This window comes from Actinotalea solisilvae (assembly GCF_016464425.1).
In the GTDB taxonomy this organism is placed as follows: Bacteria; Actinomycetota; Actinomycetes; order Actinomycetales; family Cellulomonadaceae; genus Actinotalea; species Actinotalea solisilvae.
Genome location: NZ_JADDKQ010000021.1, coordinates 63249 through 86744, shown reverse-complemented (window position 1 = coordinate 86744; position 23496 = coordinate 63249). Strand labels below are relative to the sequence as shown.

The window sequence follows — 23496 nt, the reverse complement described above, 5'->3', positions numbered from 1 at the left end:
CCTGCGTCGGAGGACCCCGATCCGGCCTGCGGCCGCGGGTCCCCGGGCCGACGGCCACGGGAGCGGACGACGGAGGTGGAGTGATGGCGAGCTCGAGCAGCCCGACCGGCCCGACCGGCCCGACCGGGCGCGGTGGCTCGGCCGGACCGGGCGGGCCGGACCGTCCCTCGGGCCCGGTGGCGGACCCGACGCCCACGCCGTGGTGGCGCCGCCCCGTCGTGTGGGTCGTGGCGGCCGTCCTCGTCCTCGCCGGCGTGGTGGCGGCGGTCGCCGCGTCGCGCTCCGGCTCCGACCCCGCGCCGTCGCCCTCCGCGTCCGCGTCCGCGTCGGCCGACGCGAGCCCGTCGCCGGACGCGACGCCCGAGCCGTCGGCGTCGTCCGAGCCGAGCGCCGAGCCGACGGAGGGCGACGAGCCGCCGCCCGACGCGGCACCGGGCGAGCTCCGCCCGACGGCACCCCCGGTCGCGCTCGACGAGCCGGCTGTGCCCGCGCCGCAGGTCACCGCGACGCTCAGCCGGATCGAGGCCGTCGAGGGCGTGGCGAACCTGCCGGGCGAGGTCGGCGGGCCGTCCCTGCGCGTCACCGTCGCGATCGACAACGCCACCGACGCGCCGCTCGACCTCACGACCGCCGTCGTCAACCTCTACGTGGGCCCCGACCGCGCCCCCGCGATCACGCTGCTCGAACCCGGCCACGAGGAGTTCCCCGTGTCGGTCGACCCCGGGCAGCAGGCGACCGGCGTCTTCGTCTTCCTCGTCCCGGTCGAGCAGCGCGACCTCGTGACCGTCGAGCTGGACCTCTCGACCGAGGCCGACGTCGTGCTCTTCGAGGGCGCCGCGCCGCGCTGACCCTCCCGTTCGCGGACCCCGGTTTTCACCCGGAGGGCCGAAGAGGGATGTCCGATTTGGGGCATAAAGTGTGCGTTCTGGCCGGCTCGACGTCGGCTGTTGTCGGCCGCGCGCGCAGACGGGGGGCGCCGGCCCGGAACGAGGAGCACCCAGATGCGCGGAACCCTCCGCCTCCGCCTCCGCCGCACCGTCACGGGACTCGGGGTCGCCGCGCTCGCCGCGGTGGGCCTCGTCGCCGTCCCGGGGACGGCAGCGGCCGACACGGTGCCGACGGTCCCGGGCCAGCCGGGGCTGCCGTCGACCGTCAGCGCGGACGCGCTGCCCACGGTCCAGATCAACGGCGTCGCGTGGACGCAGCTCGTCGTGGGGGACACCGTCTACGTGGGCGGCAACTTCACGTCGGCGCGCCCCGCGGGGGCCCCGCTCGGGACGGACGAGTCGCCGCGGGCCAACCTTCTCGCCTACGACCTCACGACGGGTGCGCTGCTGCCGTGGAACCCGGGCACGAACGGTCAGGTCATGGACCTCACCGCCTCGCCCGACGGCCGCACGCTCTACGTCGCGGGCCAGTACACGTCGATCGGCGGCCAGACGCGCTACCGCGTCGCGGCGTTCGACGTCGCGACCGGCGCGCTCACCTCCTTCCGCCCGACCGTCAACGCCGGCGTCCTCGCCGTCGGCGTCACGGACACCACGGTCTTCCTGGGCGGCAACTTCACGAGCGTCAACGGCCAGGCGCGCACCAACGTGGCGGCCGTCAACGTCGGCGCCGGGACCACCACCCAGGCGCTCCAGGCGACGATCACCAGCGGCAACGTCCAGGCGATGGTCGTCGCTCCCGACCGCGCGTCGATCGTCGTCTCGGGCAACTTCCCGAGCGTCAACGGGTCGTCGAACCCCGGCTACGGTCTCGCGCGGCTCGACGCGGCGACGGGCGCCCTGCTCCCGCTGCCGGTCAACAGCGAGGCGCGCAACGCGGGCACGAACGCCGCGATCGTCAGCCTCGAGTCGGACGGCGTGAACTTCTACGGCTCCGGCTACCACTTCGGGGGCGCGGGCAACATCGAGGGCTCGTTCGCGGCGGACTGGGCGACCGGCTCGACCGTGTGGGTCGAGGACTGCCACGGCGACACGTACTCCGTCTTCCCGGTGGGCGACGCGGTGTACTCCGCGAGCCACAAGCACTACTGCGGGAACAGCGGCGGGTTCCCGCAGACCGAGCCGTGGAGCTACCACCGCGGCACGGCGACGACGAAGACCGCGGGCGGGGTCAACGCGCCCGACATCTACAACTACCCGGCGCACCCGGGCGTCCCCTCGCCGACGGTCCTCACCTGGTACCCCGACATCAACGCGGGCACCTTCACGGGCAAGGACCAGGGCCCGTGGACGGTCTCGGGCAACGACCGGTACGTCGTCATGGGCGGCGAGTTCACGCGCGTCAGCGGGCAGCCGCAGCAGGGCCTCGTGCGCTTCGCGGTCTCGGCGATCGCGCCCGACCAGGTCGGGCCGTCCCTCGCCGGCGCCGAGTACCCGCTCGTCGCCACGTCCGAGGCCACGGGCAGCGTCCGCCTCACCTGGCGCACCAACCACGACCCGGACAACGAGACCCTCACCTACAGCGTCTACCGCACCACGCAGACGGCCGAGCCGATCTACCGGACCACCGTGACGACACCGTTCTGGAAGCCGCAGGCGCTGACGTTCCTCGACACCGGCCGTGAGCCGGGTGCGTCCGAGCGCTACCGCGTCGTGGTCACCGACCCGTTCGGCAACGCGGCGTCCTCGGACTGGACGACCGTCACCGTCGCCGGTGCCGGCACCACCGGCGCCTACCTCCAGGACGTGCTCGACGACGCCCCCACCGCCCTGTGGCGCCTCGGCGAGACCTCGGGCACCGCGCTGCACGACACGACCGGCTTCCGGCCGGCGACCGGGTACAGCGTCACCCGCAACGCCACCGGCGCGATCGCGGGCGACGCGGACCGTGCGACGACGTTCGGCGGCTCGACCGCGAGCTACGCGTCGACCGATGTGGCGGTCAACGCGCCCGAGACCTACAGCGTCGAGGCGTGGTTCCGCACGACCAGCACCCGGGGCGGCAAGATCATCGGCTTCGGCAACCGCCGGACCGGGACCTCGACGGCCGCCGACCGGCACCTCTACCTGGACAACCAGGGCCGGGTCCACTTCGGCATGCAGACCTCGTCGCTGCAGACCGTGAACAGCGGCACGGGGCTCAACAACGGCGCGTGGCACCACGTCGTCGGCACGTACGAGAACGGCACCATGCGCCTGTACGTGGACGGCGCCGAGGTCGCGCAGCGGTCCGACGTCGCGTGGGAGCGGGCGTACTGGGGCTACTGGCGCCTGGGCGGCGACCGCCTCAACGGCTGGCCCAACGACCCGACGAGCGACTACCTCAACGGCACGATCGACGAGGCGGCGGTCTACTCCTACGCCCTGCCGGCGGCCACGGTGGCCGAGCACCGCACCGCCGGCACGACGGGGGAGACGACCAACCGCGCGCCCGTCCCGTCGTTCACGACGACCGCCTCCTTCCTCACGGTGGGCGTCGACGGGTCGGGGTCGACCGACTCGGACGGCACGGTCACGTCGTACGCGTGGGCCTTCGGTGACGGCGCGACGGCGACGGGCGCGACGGCCTCGCACGACTACGCGGCCGCGGGCACCTACACGGTCACGCTCACGGTCACGGACGACGACGGCGCGACGGCGTCGACGACGCGCCAGGTCGTCGCGACCGACCCGCCGCAGTCCGGCGAGCCGTTCGGGGTCGACGCGTTCGGCCGCACGGTCTCCAACGGCTGGGGCGTGGCCGACGTCGGCGGCGCGTGGACCACGTCCGGTGGGCTCGCGAGCCGCTACGCGGTCGACGGCCAGCGAGCGACCCAGACGGTCATCGCGGGCAGCACCATGACGGGTGCGCTCACCGGACCGCAGTCCGACAGCACCGAGGTGCGCGTGACGGTGAGCGCGGACAAGGTGCCGAACGGCAGCGGCGCGTTCGTCCACGTCCAGGGCCGGCGCGTCACGGCGTCGGACTACTACGGCGCGCGCGTGCGGCTCAACGCGAACGGCTCGGTCGAGCTGGGCGTCACCGAGGGCAACGGCAGCCCGTTCGCGGCGGTCACGGTCCCGGGCCTGACGTTCGCGGCGGGCGACCGGCTGAACGTCCGGCTGCAGGTGGACGGCACGTCGCCGACGACCCTGCGGGCCAAGGTCTGGAGGGCCGGGACCACCGAGCCCGCCGCCTGGCAGCTCGGCCGCACGAGCACGCGCGCCTCGCTCCAGGTGCCCGGCTCGGTCGGCCTCGCGGCGTTCCTCTTCGGGTCGGCGACCAACGGCCCGCTCGTCGTCTCCTACGACGACCTCTGGGCGGGACCGCCGGTCGCGGCCGTCAACCAGGTCCCCGTCGCGTCCTTCTCCCAGGCCGCGACCGGGCTCTCGCTCGCGGTCGACGGCTCGGGCTCGTCCGACGCCGACGGCACGATGGTCGGGTACGCCTGGGACTTCGGCGACGGCGGCACGGGGACGGGCGCGACCGCGTCGCACGTCTACGCGGCGTCCGGCACGTACCCGGTCACGCTCACCGTGACCGACGACAGAGGAGCCACGGGGACCACCAGCCGGTCGGTCACCGTCACCGCACCCGCGGCGAACCAGGCGCCCGTGGCCGCGTTCACGGCGAGCCCGGGCGTGCTCTCGGTCGGCGTCGACGGCTCGACGTCGTCCGACCCGGACGGGTCCGTCGCGTCCTGGGCGTGGGACTTCGGCGACGGCGGCACGGCCACGGGCGCGACGGCGTCGCACGCGTACGCGGCGGCCGGCACCTACGCGGTCACCCTCACCGTCACCGACGACGACGGCGCCTCCGCGACGACCTCGCAGCAGGTCACGGTCACGGCACCGCCCGCGGGCGCGCTCGCCCAGGACGCCTTCGGGCGCACGGTCACGGGCGGCTGGGGGACGGCCGAGGTCGGTGGCGCCTGGACCTCGACGGGGACCGCGGCGCAGCACTCGGTCGACGGCGCCCGCGGCCGGCACGCGGTGGCCGCGGGGGCGACGCTCACCGCGGCGCTCGCGTCGGTCGCCTCGACGAGCACGGACGTGCGCGTCCTGGTCAGCCCGGACAAGGTGACGACGGGCGGCGGCGCGTTCGTATCGGTCCTCGCGCGGCGCGTCACGGCGACCGACCACTACGGCGCGCGCCTGCGCCTGCAGGCCGACGGCTCGGTGCAGCTCCACGTCACGCGCGGCAACGGGAGCCCCGTCGCGGGGGTCGTCGTCCCGGGGCTCACGTACGTCGCGGGGGACCAGCTCCAGGTCCGCGTGCAGGCGACGGGGACGGCACCGACGACCGTGCGGGCCAAGGTCTGGCGCGCCGGCACCCCCGAGCCCGAGGCCTGGCAGACGTCGATGACGGACGCGACGGCCTCGCTCCAGGTGCCGGGCGCGGTCGGCCTGTCGACGTTCCTCTTCGGCACGGCGACGAACGGTCCGCTCACGGTGTCCTACGACGACCTGGTGGTGACCGCCGCGCAGTGAGCACCGGACGGCCCCGCCGGCCGTCACGCGACCGAGGCCCGTGCACGCCCCCTGCGTGCACGGGCCTCCGCGCGTCCGGGGGCGGGTGAAAGGGTGGACCGCCCCTGTCGCGCTGTCCGTTTCGTCCGTAACATCCGGTTTCGGGAGGGCGGGCCGCGCCGGCGCCGCCCGGCCCGTGGAGCGCGAGATGCGTGCAACCGGACGGACGCGTGGACGCCGGACCTGGGCGACGGCCGTGGCGGCCACGGCACTGGTCTGGGGGCTGGTGGCGGCGCCGCCCGCCGTGGGGGACACGTCCCCGACGGACCCGGCGCGGCCCGCGACGGTGAGCGCGGACCCGCTGCCGACGGTCCAGATCAACGGCGTCGTCTGGGCGCAGCTCGTCGTCGGCGGCACCGTCTACGTGGGCGGCAACTTCACGCGCGCACGGCCCGCGGGCTCGCCCGCGGGCAGCAACGAGGTGAACCGCACGCACCTGCTCGCGTACGACCTCGCCACGGGGGTGCTGGTCGGGAGCTTCAACCACACGCTCAACGGGCAGGTGGAGGACCTCGCCGCGTCGCCCGACGGCCGCACGCTCTACGTCGCGGGGCAGTTCACGACCGTCGACGGCCAGAACCGGTACCGCGTCGCGTCCTTCGACCTGCCCGGCGGCGGGCTCAACGGCACGTTCCGGCCCACCGTCAACGGGACGATCACGTCGGTCGGCGCGACGGCGACCTCGGTCGTCATCGGCGGCAACTTCAGCGCGGTCAACGGCGCGACGCGGCAGAAGGTCGCGGCGCTGACCCCCGCGGGCGCGAACCAGGCGCTCTCCGCGACCATCCCGAGCGGATCGGTGCACGCGCTGACCGTCGCCCCCGACGGCGCGTCCGTCGTCATCGGAGGGAACTTCACGACGGTCAACGGGTCGTCCAACCCGGGCTACGGGCTCGCGCGCCTCGCGCTCGCGACGGGTGCGAACCTCCCGCTGCCCGTCAACGCGGCGGCACGCAACGGCGGCGCGAACGCGGCCATCCTCAGCCTCGAGTCCGACGGCCAGAAGTTCTACGGCGCGGGCTACGTCTTCGGCAGCGGCGGCAACGTCGAGGGCTCGTTCGCCGCGGACTGGGCGACCGGCTCGCTGGTGTGGATCGAGGACTGCCACGGGGACACCTACGCGGCCTTCCCGGCCGGCCAGGCCGTCTACCAGGCGAGCCACAAGCACTACTGCGGCAACACGGGCAGCTTCCCGCAGACGACGCCGTGGACGTTCTACCGCGGGACGGCGACGACCAAGGTCGCGACCGGCGTCAACACGCAGGACTACCTCGGCTACGCCGACCACCGCGGGCGCCCGGCGCCCACGTTCCTCGACTGGTACCCCGACATCAACGCGGGCACCTTCACGGGCAAGAGCCAGGGGCCGTGGTCCGTGGCCGGCAACGACCAGTACGTGCTCTTCGGCGGCGAGTTCACGCGCGTGAGCGGCGCGAACCAGCAGGGCCTCGTGCGGTTCGCCGTCTCCTCGATCGCGCCCGACCTCGAGGGCCCCGACCTCGCCGGCGCGAGCTTCCCGCTCGTCGCACGCTCGACGGCGGAGGGCCGCGTCCAGCTGACCTGGCGCGCGAACGTCGACCGCGACAACGCGCGTCTGACGTACCGCATCCACCGCGGCACCGACACGAGCCCGCCGATCCACGAGACGACGATGACGACGTCGTTCTGGAACCGGCACGCGATGAGCTTCCGCGACACGGGCCTGGCGCCCGGGTCCTCCCAGCGCTACCGCCTCGTCGCGAGCGACCCGTTCGGCAACGTCGCGCGGTCCGACTGGGTCACCGTGACCGTGAACGCGGGCGGCGCGCGCTCGACGTACGCCGAGACGGTGCTCGACGACGCGCCCGCGGCGTACTGGCGGCTGGGGGAGCCCTCAGGCGCGGCCGTGGGCGACGCCACGAGCACGTACAACGCGACCGCCGGCGCGGGCGTCACGCGCAACGCCGCGGGCGCGCTCGTCGGCGACGCCGACCGCGCGGCGACGTTCACCGGGTCGAGCACGGCCTTCGCCGTGAGCTCGCTGTGGGGCAACGCGCCCTCGGCGCTCTCGGTCGAGGCCTGGGTCCGCACGTCCACGACCCGCGGCGGCAAGATCGTCGGCTTCGGCAACGCGACGACGGGGACGTCCGCCAACGCGGACCGGCACCTCTACATGGACAACAACGGCCGCCTGTACTTCGGCATGGTCTCGTCCGGCTTCCACGCGCTGCAGAGCTCGCGCACCTACAACGACAACGCGTGGCACCACGTCGTCGGCACGTACGTGTCCGGGACGATGCGCCTGTACGTCGACGGCGCCCAGGTCGCGACGCGCTCCGACGTCCCCTTCACGCGGCAGTGGTGGGGCCAGTGGCGCATCGGCGGCGACCGCCTCCAGGGATGGCCGGGCGACCCGACCGACGACACCATCACCGCGTCGATCGACGAGGTCGCGGTCTACACGTACCCGCTCACGGCGGCGCAGGTCGCCGAGCACCGCGCGGCGGGCGTCGCGGGCACGCCCGCGAACCAGGCCCCGGTCGCGTCGTTCACGACGTCGGCCTCGGGCCTCACGGCGCAGGTCGACGGGCGCGGCTCGAGCGACCCCGACGGCGCCGTGACGGCGTGGGCGTGGACGTTCGGCGACGGCGGCACGGGGACGGGCTCGACGGCCGGCCACACCTACGCGCAGGCCGGGACGTACACCGTCGGGCTCACCGTGACCGACGACGACGGTGCCACGGCGTCGACGACGCGGTCCGTCACCGTGACGGCCCCGCCGGGTCCCGGCGAGGACCTCGCGCGCGACGCGTACGGCCGCACCGTCAGCGGTGGCTGGGGCACGGCCGACGTGGGTGGCGCCTGGTCGACGACGGGCCTCGCGACGCAGGCCTCGGTCGACGGCCAGCGCGGCCGCCACGTCGTGGCGGCCAACGGGACGCTCACGTCCTCGCTCGCGGTCGCGTCCACGAGCACCGACGTCGGGGTCGTCCTGGACGTCGACCGTGTGCCGGACGCGGGCTACGCCTTCGTCCACGTGCAGGGTCGGCGGGTCGCGGCCACCGACTACTACGGGGCGCGCCTGCGCCTCGCGCCCGACGGGACGGTCCAGCTGCACGTGACGCGCGGCAACGGCTCGCCGGTCGCAGGCGTCGTCGTGCCGAACGTCGTCATCGCCCCGGGGGACCGGCTCCAAGTGCGCCTGCAGGTGACGGGCACCTCCCCGACGACGCTGCGCGCCAAGGCCTGGGAGGTCGGCACGGCCGAGCCCGCGGGCTGGCAGACCACCGCGACCGACGCGACGGCCTCCCTCCAGGCTCCCGGGGGCGTCGGGCTCTCCTCGTTCCTGCACGGCACGGCCACCAACGGCCCGCTGACGGTCGGCTTCGACGACCTGCGCGCTGCTCCGGTCGGGTGACAGGGCCCGCGTGAGCGGAGGGCGGTCGCCGGATTTCACCCGTGCGGGTCAGTCGGAATGTCCGATTTGGACCGTATGGTGACGTTCACCACAGTCGTCGGCGCGCCTCCCCCCGGGCTCCGCGTCGCCAGTGCAGACGAGGAGTACGACATGCGTGGATCTCTGGGGTGGCGCCGCTGGGTGGCGGCGGCGGGCATCGGTGCCCTGGCCTCCGTCGGCCTCACCGGTCTCGTCGCCCTCCCCGCCCAGGCGGACACGGCGCCCGTCGACCCGACCCTCCCGACCACGGTCACGGCGGACGCCCTGCCCACGGTGCAGATCAACGGGGTCGTCTGGAACCAGCAGATCGTCGGCAACACCGTCTACGTCGCGGGCAACTTCACGTCGGCGCGGCCCGCGGGGTCGCCGGCCGGCACCAACGAGGTGCCGCGGACGCACATGCTGGCCTACAACCTCACCACCGGCGCGCTCATCGCGAGCTTCAACCCGAACATCAACGGCCAGGTGCGCGACCTCGCGCTCTCGCCCGACGGCACGACGCTGTACGCGGCCGGCCAGTTCACCTCGGTCAACGGCCAGACGCGCTACCGCACCGCGGCGTTCAACGCCGCGACGGGCGCCCTGACCTCCTGGCGGCCCGTGGTCAACTCGACGGTGGCCGCGATCGGCGTCTCGAGCACGCAGGTGTTCCTCGGCGGCTCGTTCACGAGCGTCAACAGCCAGCCCCGCGCCAAGGTGGCCGCGGTCAGCACGACGACCGGCGCGACCAACGGGGCGCTCGACGCGCCTGTGGACGGCGGCTCGGTCAACGCGCTGACCGTCGCGCCCGACGGCGCGTCCGTCGTCATCGGCGGCAGCTTCACGAACGTCGGCGGGTCGTCCAACCCCGGCTACGGCCTCGCGCGCCTCGACGCGGCGACGGGAGCCAACCTCCCCCTGCCGGTCAACCAGTTCGCCCGCAACGCCGGCGCCAACGCGGCGATCCTCAGCCTCGAGACCGACGGCACCAACTTCTACGGCTCGGGCTTCCACTTCGGCGGTGCCGGCAACGTCGAGGGCACCTTCGCCGCGCGCTGGTCGGACGGCGAGATGGTCTGGATCGAGGACTGCCACGGCGACACCTACTCGGCCTTCCCGGCCGGGAACGCCGTCTACCAGGCGAGCCACAAGCACTACTGCGCGAACAGCGGCGGCTTCCCGCAGACCGAGCCGTGGTCGTTCAACCGCGGCACCGCGGTGACCAAGGACGCGCGCCGGATCAACACGCCCGACATCTACGGCTACCCGGACCACGACGGCGAGCCCTCGCCCGAGTTCCTCAACTGGTACCCGGACCTCAACTCCGGCACCTTCACCGGCAAGTCGCAGGGCCCGTGGACCGTCTCGGGCAACAGCCAGTACGTCCTCATGGGCGGCGAGTTCACGCGCGTCAACAACACGCCCCAGCAGGGCCTCGTGCGGTTCGCGGTGTCCGCGATCGCGCCGGACGCCCAGGGCCCGCGCCTCAGCGGCGCCGGCTGGCCCCTCGGTGCGGCCTCGTTCGCGTCCGGCACCGTCCGGGTCGCGTGGAAGGCCAACTGGGACCGCGACAACCAGACGCTCACCTACCGCCTCTACCGCGGCTCGAACGCCGCGCCGCCCATCTACGAGACGACCCTGACGACGCCGTTCTGGGACCTCGAGACCATGGGCTTCGTCGACACCGGCCTCACGCCCGGCTCGACCCAGCGCTACCGGCTGTCGGCGACCGACGCGTTCGGCAACACGACGTGGACCAACTGGCTCAACGACGTCGTCGTGAGCTCGGACGACGCCATGTCCGACTACGCCGAGCAGGTGCTCGCCGACGGCGCGGACACCTACTGGCGCCTCGGTGAGGCGAGCGGGCCGACGGTCTTCGACTGGGCCGCCTTCAACGACGGCACGGCGAACGCGGGCGTGACCCGCGGCGTCGACGGCGCGATCCTCGGCGACACCAACGACGCCTCGCGGTTCACCGGTGCCGCGGACGGCTTCGTGACGTCGGCGTCGGCGATCCCGGGGCCCGACACCTTCACGGTCGAGACCTGGGTGAAGACCACCTCGACCTCGGGCGGCAAGCTCATCGGCTTCGGCAACAACGCCACCGGGCAGTCGACCAACTACGACCGCCACGTCTACATGGACAACGCCGGGCGCATCTGGTTCGGCGTCCACCCGGGCGGCGTGCGCACCGTCAACAGCGCGGCCTCGTTCAACGACGGCGAGTGGCACCACGTCGTGGCGTCCCTCGGCGCGAACGGCATGCGCCTGTACGTCGACGGCAAGCGCGTCGGCCAGCGCACGGACGTCACCTTCGGCCAGGGCTACGCGGGCTTCTGGCGGGTGGGCGGCGACAACATCAACGGCTGGACCAACCAGCCGGCGAGCCACTACCTCGCGGGCGACCTCGACGACGTCGCGATCTACGACACCGTCCTCACCCACGAGCAGGTGCTCGACCACTACACCGACTCGGGCCGCACCTCGGTCGTCCCGCCGGCACCGGCCGACGCCTACGGCGCCGCCGTCTACGCCGCGCAGCCCGACCTGTACTGGCGCCTCGACGAGGCGGCGGGCACGGTCGCGGCCGACGCGAGCATCAACGGCGTCACGGGCACCTACCGTGGCGGCGTGGGCCTCGGCGCGGCGGGTGCGATCGCGGGGACGTCCGGCACGGCCGCGACGTTCAACGGGTCCTCGTCGTTCCTGTCGAGCGACCAGTCGTACGCCAACCCGCGCAACTACTCCGAGGAGCTGTGGTTCAAGACCACGACGACCAACGGCGGCAAGATCATCGGGTTCGGCACGAGCCCCGACGGCCTGTCGGGCGGCTACGACCGGCACGTCTACATGGAGACCGACGGGCGCCTGACCTTCGGCGTCTGGACCGGGTTCACCAACACCACGACGACGTCGGACGCGTACAACGACGGCCAGTGGCACCACCTCGTCGCGACGCAGAGCTCGACCACCGGTCTGGCCCTGTACGTCGACGGCGTGCTCCGCGGCACCAACGGCCAGACAAGCGCGCAGGACTACGTCGGCCACTGGAAGGTCGGCGCGGACAACACGTGGGGCCCGCAGCCCTACTTCCAGGGCACGATCGACGAGGTCGCCGTCTACCCGACGACGCTCTCGGCCCAGACGGTCGCCGAGCACTGGTCGATCGGCTCGGCCACGCCGCCGCTCAACCAGGCGCCGGTCGCGGCCTTCACCGCGACGCCGACGCACCTGTCGGTCGCCGTGGACGGGTCGGGCTCGACGGACCCGGACGGGACGGTCGCGTCCCACGTGTGGAGCTGGGGTGACGGGACGCCCGACGGGTCCGGCGCCACGGCGACGCACGCCTACGCCGCCGCGGGCACCTACACGGTGACCCTCACGGTCACGGACGACGACGGCGCGACGAACGCGGTCACGCACGACGTCACCGTGACGGCCCCGCCGGTCAACCAGCTGCCCGTCGCCGCGTTCACCGCGACGCCGACGCACCTGTCGGTGGCCGTGGACGGCTCGGGCTCGACGGACGCCGACGGCACGATCACGGCGTACTCCTGGAGCTGGGGCGACGGGACGGCCAACGGCGCGGGCGCCACGGCGTCGCACGCCTACGCCACGCCGGGCACCTACACCGTGACGCTCACGGTCACGGACGACGACGGCGGCACGAACGTCGTGGCGCACGACGTCACCGTGACCGCGCCGCCGGCCAACCAGGCGCCGGTCGCCGCGTTCACCGCGTCGCCGACGCACCTGTCCGTCGCGGTGGACGGGTCGGGCTCCGCGGACCCGGACGGCACGGTCGTCTCGTACGCGTGGGCCTGGGGCGACGGCTCGCCCGCGGGCTCGGGCGCGACGGCGTCGCACGCCTACGCGGCGGCCGGGACGTACACGGTGACGCTCACGGTGACCGACGACGACGGCGCGACCCACGCGGTCGCCCAGGACGTCACGGTGACCGCACCGCCCGCCGGCGTGCTCGCGGCCGACACGTTCACGCGTGCGGTCACGGGCGGCTGGGGCACGGCGGAGACGGGCGGGGCCTGGACGGCGACGGGGACCGCGAGCCGGTTCTCGGTCGACGGCGTCCGTGCGCTCCACGCGGTCCCGGCCGGCGGGACGCTCACCTCGTCGCTTGCGCTCTCCTCGACCGACACCGAGGTGCGGGTCGTGGTGAGCCCCGACAAGGTGCCCACGGGCGGCGGTGCGTTCGTGCACGTGCAGGCGCGCCGGGTCACGGCGACGGACTACTACGGCGCGCGTCTGCGCCTCCAGGCCGACGGCTCGGTGCAGCTCCACGTCACGCGCGGCAACGGCACGCCCGTCGCGGGCGTCGTCGTCCCGGGCCTGACCTACGCGGCCGGCGACCAGCTCAACGTCCGCGTGCAGGCCACGGGCGTCTCGCCGACGACCGTGCGGGCGAAGGTCTGGAAGGTCGGCACCACGGAGCCGGCCGCGTGGCAGACGTCGATGACGGACGCCACGGCCTCGCTCCAGGCCGCCGGGGGCGTCGGGTTCTCGTCGTACGTCTTCGGGTCGGCGACCAACGCGCCCGTCGTGCTGGCCTACGACGACCTGTGGGTCGGGCCCGCGCAGCCGTGACGGGACCGGTGACCCCGAGCGCACGCGCCGAGGGGCGGAAGGTCAGCGTCGTGACGCTGACCTTCCGCCGCCCCGACGACCTGCGGGACGCCCTGCCGGCGCTGCTCGAGCACGTCGAGCGGCTCGGCGGGGCGTCCGCCTCGTCCGACGCGGCGCGCGACGTCGCGGAGCTGGTCGTCGTCGACAACGACACCGTCCCCAGCGCGCGCGAGGTGGTCGAGGCGTACGCGGCCGACCGCCCCGTCCGCTACGTGCACGAGCCGCGACCCGGGATCGCGGCGGCCCGCAACCGCGGGCTCGACGCGTGCGCGGGCTCCGACCTCCTCGTCTTCGTCGACGACGACGAGCGGCCGCGCGAGGGGTGGTTGGCGGCCCTGCTGGCGACCTTCGACCGCACGCGCGCGACGGGTGTCGTCGGCCCGGTCGTCTCGGTGTTCGACGGACCCGTCGACCCGTGGATCGCCGCCGGGCGCTTCTTCGACCGGCTGCGCCACCCGACCGGGACGCGCGTGCCGGTGGTCGCGACCAACAACCTCCTGCTCGACCTCGCCGCCGTCCGCGCCCTGGGCGTCCGCTTCGACGAGCGCTTCGGCCTGTCGGGCGGCTCGGACACGGTGTTCTCGCTCGAGGTCGGGCGCCGCGGCGGGTCCTTCGTGTGGTGCGACGAGGCCGTGGTCGAGGACGTCGTGCCGCCGTCCCGCCTGACGCGGCGCTGGGTGCTGCGCCGCGCGTTCCGCTCGGGCAACAGCGGCACGCGGGCCGCCGTCCACGTCGCGCGCTCGACCGGCGAGCGCCTCGTCGCCCGCGGCCGCGGGGGCGCCCGCGGCGCGGTGCGGGCTCTGGGCGGCGCCCTGCAGTACCTCGCGGGCACGCTCGCCCGCTCGGCCGCGCGCCAGGCGCGCGGGGCCCGGACCGCCGCGCGCGGTGCGGGCATGGTCGTCGGCGCCCTGGGTCTGACCTACGCGGAGTACGCGCGTCCCGCGGAGGTGGCGTCCGGCGAGGTCGACGACGCTCAGGCGGGCGCCGCGCCCGGCGGTGGCGCTCCCGTGGGCGCCCGGCGCGGTGCGGCGGGCACGTCGGGGGCCTCGTCGCGCTGACGGACGACGGGGGTCAGGACGAGGGCCACGGCGAGCACGAGCAGCGTGTAGGAGCCGTACCGCGGGCTGAAGAGCAGGTTCCAGCCCGACTGCACCACGAGGTAGACCATGAGGGCGCTCGCGCGCCGGTGGGCCAGCCGGCCGCTGAGGTAGGCGCCCAGGTGCCACGCGATCATGCCGCCCAGCAGCACGCCGACGAGGCCCCAGTCGGACCACAGGTCCGCCCAGAACGAGTGCAGCTCGATGCCGTCGCCGAACATGTAGCGCTCGACGTAGCCGTTGTCGGGGTCGTAGCCCAGGTCCGCCATGCCCGACTTCGCCACGAGCAGGTCGGTCGCGTTGAGCCGCGCGCCGGCGCCGAAGCCGAGCGGCTCGTGCCCGAGCAGGGCCGTCGAGGCCCCGACCTCCGGCCGGCCACCGAGGATCACCGAGCCGCTCGCCGCGGTCTGCAGCGCGGTGCGCTCCTGGGCGCGCTGGCCGAGGTAGCCCTCGAGCGTGAGCGACTGGCCGAGCGTGTACAGCGCCGCCAGCGTCAGCGCGAGGAAGAGCAGCGTGCGCAGCCGGGAGACCCCGACGTCGATGAGGCGCGGCGGCACCTGCCACGCCGCGAGGACCGCCGCGAGCACGAGGATCGCGAACAGCGAGCGCCCGCCGGACGCGGCGGTGGCGCCGGCGAGCGCGAGGGCGAGGACCACCTCGAGGGCCCGGCTGCCGTGCCACCACGCGAGCGCGAGGAGGAGCACGGTGAGGGGCACCGAGAACCCGAAGCGCCACGGGTTGTCCCCGAGCCGTCCGCTCATGGGTGCGGCCACGAGCAGCCCCAGCCCGAACCACACGGCGACGACGGCCGAGGGCATGACGGTGCGCGCCCACAGGAGCACACCGATGCCGAGCACGAAGTTGACGAGCAGGACGCACGAGCCCGCGAGCAACCGGTCGGACGTCGCGCGCTCGTCGGCCGAGAGCGCGGTGAGCCAGACGCCGATCGGCAGGCAGAGCAGGCTCACGGCGAGGAGCGGGACAGCCCCGCGGAAGCGGCCGAGCGTCCGCAGCCACACCGGCGCGAGCGCCAGGGCCGCGACGGTGCCGAGCGTGACGTTGAGCGTGATCTCGGTGCGCATCGCGACCAGCACCACCGCGAGGGCGGCGACGGCCTCGGTCAGCGTGATGCGCCGCCGCAGGAAGGGCGTGCGGGTCTCCCGGAGGCCGGGCTCCACGGGCGCCCGCCAGGTGATGGCGCCGGGGGCGCCATCCTCGAGCGAGCTGTCCCGGACCGTCTCGCGCACCGTCACCTCCGCCGACCCGGCGGAGTCCGCCTGGGCGTCGAGTCTACCGGCGCTACCCTCGACGCCCCAGGCCGGACGGGGGGCCGACCGGGTGATATGTCCAGTTTTTGTTGATCCGTCCGGCGCGCGCGGGGGAGACTGGCGACCAGGCCGACGACGTGCCGGACCCGTCCGCGGACGGGCTGCGCCGACGCCGTGGCGCCGGCCCGGCGCCGCGACCCGGGCGCGAGAGACAGGAGTGCACCATGACGCGAGCCACCTCCGGACCCGCCGGCGCCGACGCCCCGGGAGTCCCCGAGCGGGTGCTCGTCGCGATCCCGACGTACAACGAGAAGCTGACGATCGAGACCGCCGTCGCGGGCGTGCGCAGCGCGGTCCCCACGGCCCACGTGCTCGTGGTCGACGACGGCTCGCCCGACGGCACGGGGGCCATCGCCGACGCGCTCGCGGCCGGCGACGACCACGTGCACGTCATGCACCGCACGCAGAAGCAGGGCCTCGGTGCGGCGTACCTCGCGGCGTTCGACTGGGCCTTCGGCCGGGGCTACGACGCCGTCGTCGAGATGGACGCGGACGGCAGCCACCTGCCCGAGCAGCTGCCCGGCCTCCTCGCCGCGATGGCCGACCCGCGTGTCGCCGTCGTCCTCGGGTCCCGGTGGGTGCCCGGGGGGCGCATCGTCAACTGGCCGTGGCACCGCGTCCTGCTCTCGCGGGCGGGCAGCCTCTACTCGCGCCTCGCGCTCGGCCTGTCCGTGCGGGACGTCACGGGGGGCTACCGCGTCTACCGCGCGGACGTCCTGCGGGACCTCGTCGCCGAGGGCGTCGAGAGCCAGGGCTACTGCTTCCAGATCGACCTCGTCCGCCGGGCCGTGCAGCGCAGGCACCGCGTCGTCGAGGTGCCCATCACGTTCGTCGAGCGGGAGCTGGGCGAGTCGAAGATGAGCCGCTCGATCGTCCAGGAGGCCATGCTCCGCGTCACCGTCTGGGGCTTCGACCGGCTCACGGGCCGCGACCGGCGCCGCGTGCGCGCCCTGGCCCGGGCCGGCGCCTCGAGCTGACCGCCCGGACGGTCCCGGCACGCCCGAGCCCCTCACCCCACGGCGGGGTGGGGGGCTCGTCTCGTCCCGTGTGGTTGCCCCGCTGGCGGCTCGGTCGCGCGAGTCGGTCGGGCGGGTCGGTCGGGCGGGTCGGTCGGGCGGGTCAGTCGCGCGCGGGCGCCGCGGCGACGGCGGGACCCGCGACGTCGACCGCGACCGTGCCGGCCGGCGCGGCGACGACGGGCGAGGCCGCCGGCGTCGTCCCGCGCGGGAGGCGCCCGGGCTCCTCGCCCGTGAACACCACCGTGCGGTACAGGACGTAGCGGATCGCGGTGCCCAGGGCGAGACCGACGACGTTCGCGGAGATGTTGTCCGCCAGCGGCGACGTGAGGTCGAGGACGTAGTGCGAGAACGCGAGGCAGCCGACGGCGGCGAGCATCCCGACCCCGTTGACGAGGAGGAAGGCGACGACCTCGCGCAGCGGGTGCTGCGTCTTGCGGTCGGCGAACGTCCAGTACCGGTTGCCCAGGTACGCGACGATCATCGCGAACCCCACGGCGACCACCTTGGCCGTGAGGGGCTTGTCCTCGAGGAGGCCGCCCGGGCCGAAGCGCAGGAGGTTGAAGAGGCCCACGTCGACGACGTACGCCACGGCGCCCACGGAGCCGAACCGGGCGAGCTCGCCCAGGTACCGCTGCGACAGGCGCCGCACGAGCGCGACGGGGCCGGACCCGCCGGTGGAGCCGGGGGCGGAGCGGCCGTCGGCGTCGGCGGAGGGCGTCTGCGTGGGCGTCATCTGACGATCCTAGGGACGCGCCGCCCGGATGGACATGCCGGGGCCGCGATATCACCCGCGCGGACTATGTCCGGTTTTCACCCGTTCCGCCCTGTCCGGTTCGCCCCGGTCTGACTAGCATCGTCGTCACTGGAGCGGAGGACCGCCCAGGCCGGCACGTCGGGGTGCCCGATCGGGTCCCTGGTGGTGGCGTGGGCGTCAGCCGACGTCGGCCGGTGTCAGGACAGGGACGCAGCGGTCGGGCACGGCGGGCGGGCACCTTGCTCGAAGGGGTGACGAGATGGCAGTGGTCGGGTACGCGCCGGGGGGTTACGACCTCTTCCACGTCGGTCACCTCAACATCCTCCGGCACGCCAAGGCGCACTGCGACGTGCTCATCGCCGGCGTGGTCTCGGACGAGCTGCTCGAGAAGGTCAAGGGACGGCGCCCGGTCGTCCCGCTCGCCGAGCGCCTCGAGATCGTCAGCCACATCGCGTTCGTCGACCGCGCGGTCGCCGAGGTGCTCCCCGACAAGCTCGACACCTGGCGCGAGGTCGGGTTCGACGTGATCTTCAAGGGCGACGACTGGCGCGGCACGCCCAAGGGCGACAAGCTCGAGCGGGACTTCGCCTCCGTCGGCGTCGAGGTCGTCTACTTCCCCTACACGGTGCACACGTCGAGCACGAAGCTGCGCCGCATGCTCGACGACGCCATCGGGCTGCCCGAGCCCACGGCCGCGGCCGTGCGCTGAGCATGGCCTCGACGAGCGCGGGGGTCGTCGCGCCGGACCCGGCCGCGCCGGCCCGCCGCGGCCCCGCCCGGACGCTCGCCCAGCTCGTCGACCCGCGCGCCAACACCCTCAACTTCGTCCGCCTCCTGCTCGCCGGCAGCGTCGTCCTCTGGCACGCCTACCCGCTCAACGGGCACGAGTTCCCGCTGCCGTGGGCCGCGCAGCTCGCCGGCAGCGCCGGGGTCGACGGCTTCTTCGCCATCAGCGGCTTCCTGCTCGCGGGGAGCTGGCTGCACAAGCCCCACCTGCTCACCTACGCTGCCAACCGCGTGCTGCGGATCGTTCCGGCGTTCTGGGTCTGCCTCGTCGTGGTCGCGCTCGGCTTCGCCCCGCTCGCGCTGCTGCTGCAGGGCGAGGACCCGGCCGGGATCCTGACGGGCAGCCCGTCGGCCGGCGCCTACCTCCTGCACAACGCGGACCTGTCGATCGACGTGCACGACGTCGCGGGCACGCCCGCGACGGTGCCGTTCGACGGCGTGTGGAACGGCTCGCTGTGGACGCTGCGCTGGGAGGCGTTCGCCTACGTCGGCCTCGCCGCGCTGGGCGTCCTCGGGCTGCTCCGGCGCCGCGCCGTCTCGCTCGTGCTGCTCGCGGGGCTCTGGCTCGTCGGCGTCGGGCTCGCGCTCGGCGTGGTGGAGGACGGGTACTGGGTGAGCACGGGCGCCCGCCTCGGGCTCATGTTCGTGGCGGGCATGGTCGTCCAGGTCTATGCCGACCGGCTGCCCGCGCACCCGGGGGTCGCGGCGGCGGCGGCCGCGCTCGTGCTCGTCTCGCCCGTGCTCGTGGACTACCGCGTCCTCGGCGGGCCGGCGCTCGCGTACCTCGTCATCTGGCTCGGCGGCGCCATCCGCACCCCCCGGCTCCGCCTCGCGGACCGGGACATCTCCTACGGCCTGTACATCTACGCCTTCCCCGTCCAGCAGACGCTCGTCCTGCTCGGCGCCGACGCGCTGCCGCCGCTCGTGTCCGGCCTGCTCGCGCTCGTCGCGACCGTCCCGGTCGCCGCGGCGAGCTGGGTGCTCGTGGAGCGGCCGGCGCTGCGGCTCAAGAGCCGGCTGCCCTGGGCGCGGCGCGCGCCCGCGGCCCCGCCGTCGGCGCCCGCGGCCCGACCGGCCGCTGTCGGTACCCCCTCGTAGACTGGCGACGTACCCCGATCCGCACCCGGAACCGGGGTCCTCGTGCTGCTGACGCGACGGTCCGCGCCTGGGTCCTCCGGCGCTCGTGGGCCTCGCGACGGTCCGAAGGGATCCATGAACCTCACCGGCGTCCTGCCCGTCCTCCTGCGTGACCCGGCGTTCGCGGGCGCCGTCGAACGCGGCCGCAGCACCGTCGCGCGCGGCGCGCTCGACGTCGTCGGCCCCGCGGGCGTGCGACCGCCCCTGCTCGCCGAGCTGACGCGCGCGGTCACGCAGGCCGCGCCCCCGCGCGCCGACGCCCCCGCCGCACCGGTCGTGGTCGTCACGGCGACGGGGCGCGACGCGGACGACCTCGCGGCCGCCCTGCGCTGCTGGCTCCCCGCCGACGACGTCGCCGTGCTGCCCGCGTGGGAGACGCTGCCGCACGAGCGGCTCTCGCCGCGCAGCGACACGGTGGCGCGCCGGCTGGCGGTCTTCCGGCGTCTCGCCCACCCGAGCGGCGAGGGCCAGGCCGGTCCGGTTCGCGCGCTCGTCGTGCCGGTGCGCGCACTGCTCCAGCCCGTGGTCGCGGGCCTCGGGGACCTCGAGCCGGTCGCGCTCGCGACGGGCGACCAGGTGGACCTCGCCGACGTCGCCGACCGCCTCGTGGCGGCCGCGTACACGCGCGTCGACATGGTCGAGCGCCGCGGCGAGTTCGCGGTGCGCGGCGGCATCCTCGACGTCTTCCCCCCGACCGACGACCACCCGCTGCGCGTCGAGCTGTGGGGCGACACGGTCGAGGAGATCCGCTGGTTCGCGGTCGCCGACCAGCGCAGCCTCGAGGTGGCGGGCGAGGGGCTGTGGGCCCCGCCGTGCCGCGAGATCCTGCTGACGGACGCGGTGCGCGAGCGTGCTGCCGCGCTCGTGGCAGACCTCCCGGGCGCCGCCGAGATGCTCGAGAAGCTGTCCCAGGGCATCGCCGTGGAGGGCATGGAGTCGCTCGCGCCCGTCCTGGTCGACCGCATGGTGCCGATGCTCGACCTCGTGCCGGACGGGGCGCTCGTCGTCGTCGCCGACCCCGAGCGCGTGCGGCGCCGCGCGCACGACCTCATGGCGACGACCCAGGAGTTCCTCGACGCGGCGTGGACCGCCGCGGCCGCGGGCGGCAGCACGCCGATCGACCTGCGCGCGGCGTCGTTCGCGTCGTACGCGGACACGCGCGAGCTCGCCCTGGCGCGGGACCTGGGCTGGTGGTCGATGAGCGCCTTCACGCTCGACGCCGACGCGGCGACGTCGGACGTGCCCGCGGACGAGGCCGAGGGCGGCGCCACCGGGCGCGCGTCTGCGGCGCGCGAGGGCCGCGAGGACGACGGCGCGGTCGAGACCCTCGTCGTCGGCGCCCGCGACGTGCAGGGCTACCACGGCGACGTCCAGCGCGCCGTCTCCGACCTGCGCGGCCTGCAGCGCGACGGCTGGCGCCTGGTGCTCACCACGGAGGGCCACGGCCCCGCGCAGCGCATGGTCGAGCAGCTCACGGCGCTCGAGGTCCCGGCACGGCTCGTCGGGCGGGTCGAGGACGAGCCCGACGCCGGCGTCGTCCTCGTGGTCCCCGCGCAGGCGGGGCGCGGCTTCGTCGCGACGGACCTGCAGCTCGCGGTGTTCAGCGAGCAGGACCTCACGGGCCGGGCCGGGACGTCGACCAAGGACATGCGCGCCATGCCCTCGCGGCGGCGCAACACGGTCGACCCGCTCGCGCTGCGCGCGGGGGACTACGTGGTGCACGAGCAGCACGGCGTCGGCCGGTTCGCGGAGCTGGTCCAGCGCACCATCGGCAGCGGGCCGACGGCCGGTACGCGCGAGTACCTCGTCATCGAGTACGCGGCGTCCAAGCGCGGCCAGCCGGGGGACCGCCTCTACGTCCCGACCGACCAGCTCGACCAGGTCACCAAGTACGTCGGGGGCGAGGCGCCGACGCTCAACCGCATGGGCGGCTCGGACTGGGCCAAGACCAAGGGCCGGGCGCGCAAGGCGATCCGCGAGATCGCGAGCGAGCTCATCCGGCTCTACTCGGCGCGCATGGCGACCGAGGGCCACGCCTTCGGCCCGGACACGCCGTGGCAGGCCGAGCTCGAGGACGCCTTCGCGTTCGTCGAGACGCCCGACCAGCTCGTCACGATCGACGAGGTCAAGGCGGACATGGAGAAGACGGTCCCGATGGACCGCCTCGTCTGCGGCGACGTCGGCTACGGCAAGACGGAGATCGCGGTGCGGGCCGCCTTCAAGGCCGTCCAGGACGGCAAGCAGGTCGCGGTGCTCGTGCCGACGACGCTGCTCGTCCAGCAGCACCTCGACACCTTCGCCGAGCGCTATGCGCCCTACCCGGTGACGGTGAAGGCCCTCTCGCGGTTCCAGACCGACGCCGAGTCGAAGGAGGTCGTCGAGGGCCTCGCCGACGGCTCGGTCGACGTCGTCATCGGCACCCACCGCATCATCACGGGCCAGGTGCGCTTCAAGGACCTCGGGCTCGTCATCATCGACGAGGAGCAGCGCTTCGGCGTCGAGCACAAGGAGACGCTCAAGCAGCTGCGCACCAACGTCGACGTGCTCGCGATGAGCGCGACGCCGATCCCGCGCACGCTCGAGATGGCGGTGACGGGCATCCGCGAGATGTCCACGCTGGCGACGCCGCCCGAGGAGCGCCACCCCGTCCTCACGTTCGTCGGCGCGTACGACGAGAAGCAGGTCACGGCGGCCATCCGGCGCGAGCTGCTGCGCGAGGGCCAGGTCTTCTACGTCCACAACAAGGTCGACTCGATCGAGCGGGCGGCGGCACGCCTGGCCGAGCTCGTCCCCGAGGCCCGGATCGCGACCGCCCACGGAAAGATGGGCGAGCACCAGCTCGAGCGGGTCATCGTCGACTTCTGGGAGAAGCGGTTCGACGTGCTCGTCTGCACGACGATCGTGGAGACGGGCCTCGACATCTCCAACGCGAACACGCTCATCCTCGAGCGCGCGGACCTGCTGGGCCTGTCGCAGCTCCACCAGCTGCGCGGCCGCGTGGGCCGCGGGCGCGAGCGCGCGTACGCCTACTTCATGTACCCGCCCGAGCGGCCGCTCACGGAGACCGCGCACGACCGGCTCGCCACGATGGCGGCCAACACGGACCTCGGCTCGGGCATGCAGATCGCGCTCAAGGACCTGGAGATCCGCGGCGCGGGCAACCTGCTGGGCGGCGAGCAGTCCGGCCACATCGCGGGCGTCGGGTTCGACCTGTACGTGCGCATGGTCGGCGAGGCCGTCGCGGCGTTCCGCGGCGAGGCCGAGACGCGGCCCGCCGAGGTCACGCTCGAGCTCCCCGTCGACGCGCACGTGCCGCACGAGTACATCGAGCACGAGCGGCTGCGCCTCGAGGCGTACCGCAAGGTCGCCGACGCGACGACCTCAGAGGCGCTCGAGGCCGTCCGGGCCGAGCTCGTCGACCGCTACGGGCCCGTGCCCGAGGCGGTCGAGAACCTCTTCGAGGTCGCGGGCTTCCGCAACACCGCGCGCGAGGTCGGGCTCACCGACGTCACGGCGCAGGGCCGCTACATCCGGTTCGCGCCCGTCGAGCTGCCCGAGTCCGCGCAGCTGCGGCTCACGCGCCTCTACCCGGGCACGGTGCTCAAGCCGGCCATCCGGACCGCGCTCGTCCCGTTCCCGACGACGGCGCGGATCGGCGGGCGCCCGCTCGCGGGCAAGGAGCTCCTGGGCTGGGCGCGCGACCTGGTCGCCGCGGTCTGGCAGGGCAGCGTCCCGGTCGCGGCCGAGGTGGCCTCGAGCGGACGCACGCGGTGAGGACCGGGGGACCGGGCCGTCCTGCCCGGGGCGCGACCGGGGCGGCGGTGCCCGTCGCCTACCATGGGCGCGCGGGCGCCGAGGGG

At 74.5% G+C, this 23496-nt stretch carries 11 protein-coding genes; 9 read left to right on the top strand and 2 right to left on the bottom strand.

Annotated features, from left to right (window positions below):
* Positions 1 to 83: 83 nt before the first annotated feature.
* The 5 genes from JIG38_RS16430 (at position 84) to JIG38_RS16410 (ending at position 14573) form a co-directional block, all read left to right on the top strand.
* On the top strand, positions 84 to 848 hold the full coding sequence (locus JIG38_RS16430) for a hypothetical protein (protein ID WP_199424899.1): 765 nt from the start codon (positions 84 to 86) through the stop codon (positions 846 to 848).
* A 153-nt stretch (positions 849 to 1001) separates the two neighbouring features.
* Positions 1002 to 5417 (top strand): PKD domain-containing protein, encoded by a 4416-nt coding sequence (locus JIG38_RS16425; protein WP_199424898.1) that lies wholly within the window; start codon positions 1002 to 1004, stop codon positions 5415 to 5417.
* Positions 5418 to 5652: 235 nt separating this feature from the next.
* Complete coding sequence (locus JIG38_RS21125) at positions 5653 to 8853, top strand: LamG-like jellyroll fold domain-containing protein (protein WP_199424897.1); 3201 nt, start codon at positions 5653 to 5655, stop codon at positions 8851 to 8853.
* A 150-nt stretch (positions 8854 to 9003) separates the two neighbouring features.
* Entirely contained in the window at positions 9004 to 13476 is a 4473-nt protein-coding gene (locus JIG38_RS16415; RefSeq protein ID WP_199424896.1) for a LamG domain-containing protein, read from the top strand.
* Between the two features lie 50 nt (positions 13477 to 13526).
* Positions 13527 to 14573, top strand: a complete 1047-nt coding sequence (locus tag JIG38_RS16410; RefSeq protein WP_307844990.1) for a glycosyltransferase family 2 protein — start codon at positions 13527 to 13529, stop codon at positions 14571 to 14573.
* On the opposite strand, the gene JIG38_RS16405 is transcribed toward JIG38_RS16410, so the two are convergent.
* The gene (locus JIG38_RS16405; protein ID WP_199424894.1) at positions 14489 to 15859 is read right to left on the bottom strand and encodes a hypothetical protein; all 1371 of its coding nucleotides are present in this window, start codon (positions 15857 to 15859) and stop codon (positions 14489 to 14491) included. The two genes, JIG38_RS16410 and JIG38_RS16405, sit on opposite strands and share 85 nt — an antisense overlap.
* 245 nt (positions 15860 to 16104) lie before the next feature.
* Here JIG38_RS16405 and JIG38_RS16400 point away from each other — a divergent pair, with 245 nt between their 5' ends.
* A complete protein-coding gene (locus tag JIG38_RS16400; protein ID WP_199424893.1) occupies positions 16105 to 16917 on the top strand; it encodes a polyprenol monophosphomannose synthase in 813 nt (270 codons plus the stop codon).
* Positions 16918 to 17059: 142 nt separating this feature from the next.
* Here the strand turns inward: JIG38_RS16400 and JIG38_RS16395 are convergent, their stop codons facing one another.
* Positions 17060 to 17692, bottom strand: a complete 633-nt coding sequence (locus JIG38_RS16395) for a GtrA family protein (protein WP_199424892.1) — start codon at positions 17690 to 17692, stop codon at positions 17060 to 17062.
* A gap of 280 nt (positions 17693 to 17972) precedes the next feature.
* On the opposite strand from JIG38_RS16395, the gene JIG38_RS16390 reads away from it, so the two are divergent.
* The 3 genes from JIG38_RS16390 to mfd all read left to right on the top strand — a co-directional run bounded on the left by JIG38_RS16390 (position 17973) and on the right by mfd (position 23410).
* Positions 17973 to 18422 carry an FAD synthase family protein gene (locus tag JIG38_RS16390; RefSeq protein ID WP_199424891.1) on the top strand — a complete coding sequence of 150 codons (450 nt, stop codon included), beginning with the start codon at positions 17973 to 17975 and terminating at the stop codon, positions 18420 to 18422.
* A 2-nt stretch (positions 18423 to 18424) separates the two neighbouring features.
* A complete protein-coding gene (locus JIG38_RS16385; protein WP_199424890.1) occupies positions 18425 to 19597 on the top strand; it encodes an acyltransferase family protein in 1173 nt (390 codons plus the stop codon).
* Positions 19598 to 19711: 114 nt separating this feature from the next.
* Positions 19712 to 23410, top strand: a complete 3699-nt coding sequence (gene mfd, locus JIG38_RS16380) for a transcription-repair coupling factor (protein ID WP_199424889.1) — start codon at positions 19712 to 19714, stop codon at positions 23408 to 23410.
* Positions 23411 to 23496 lie beyond the last annotated feature (86 nt).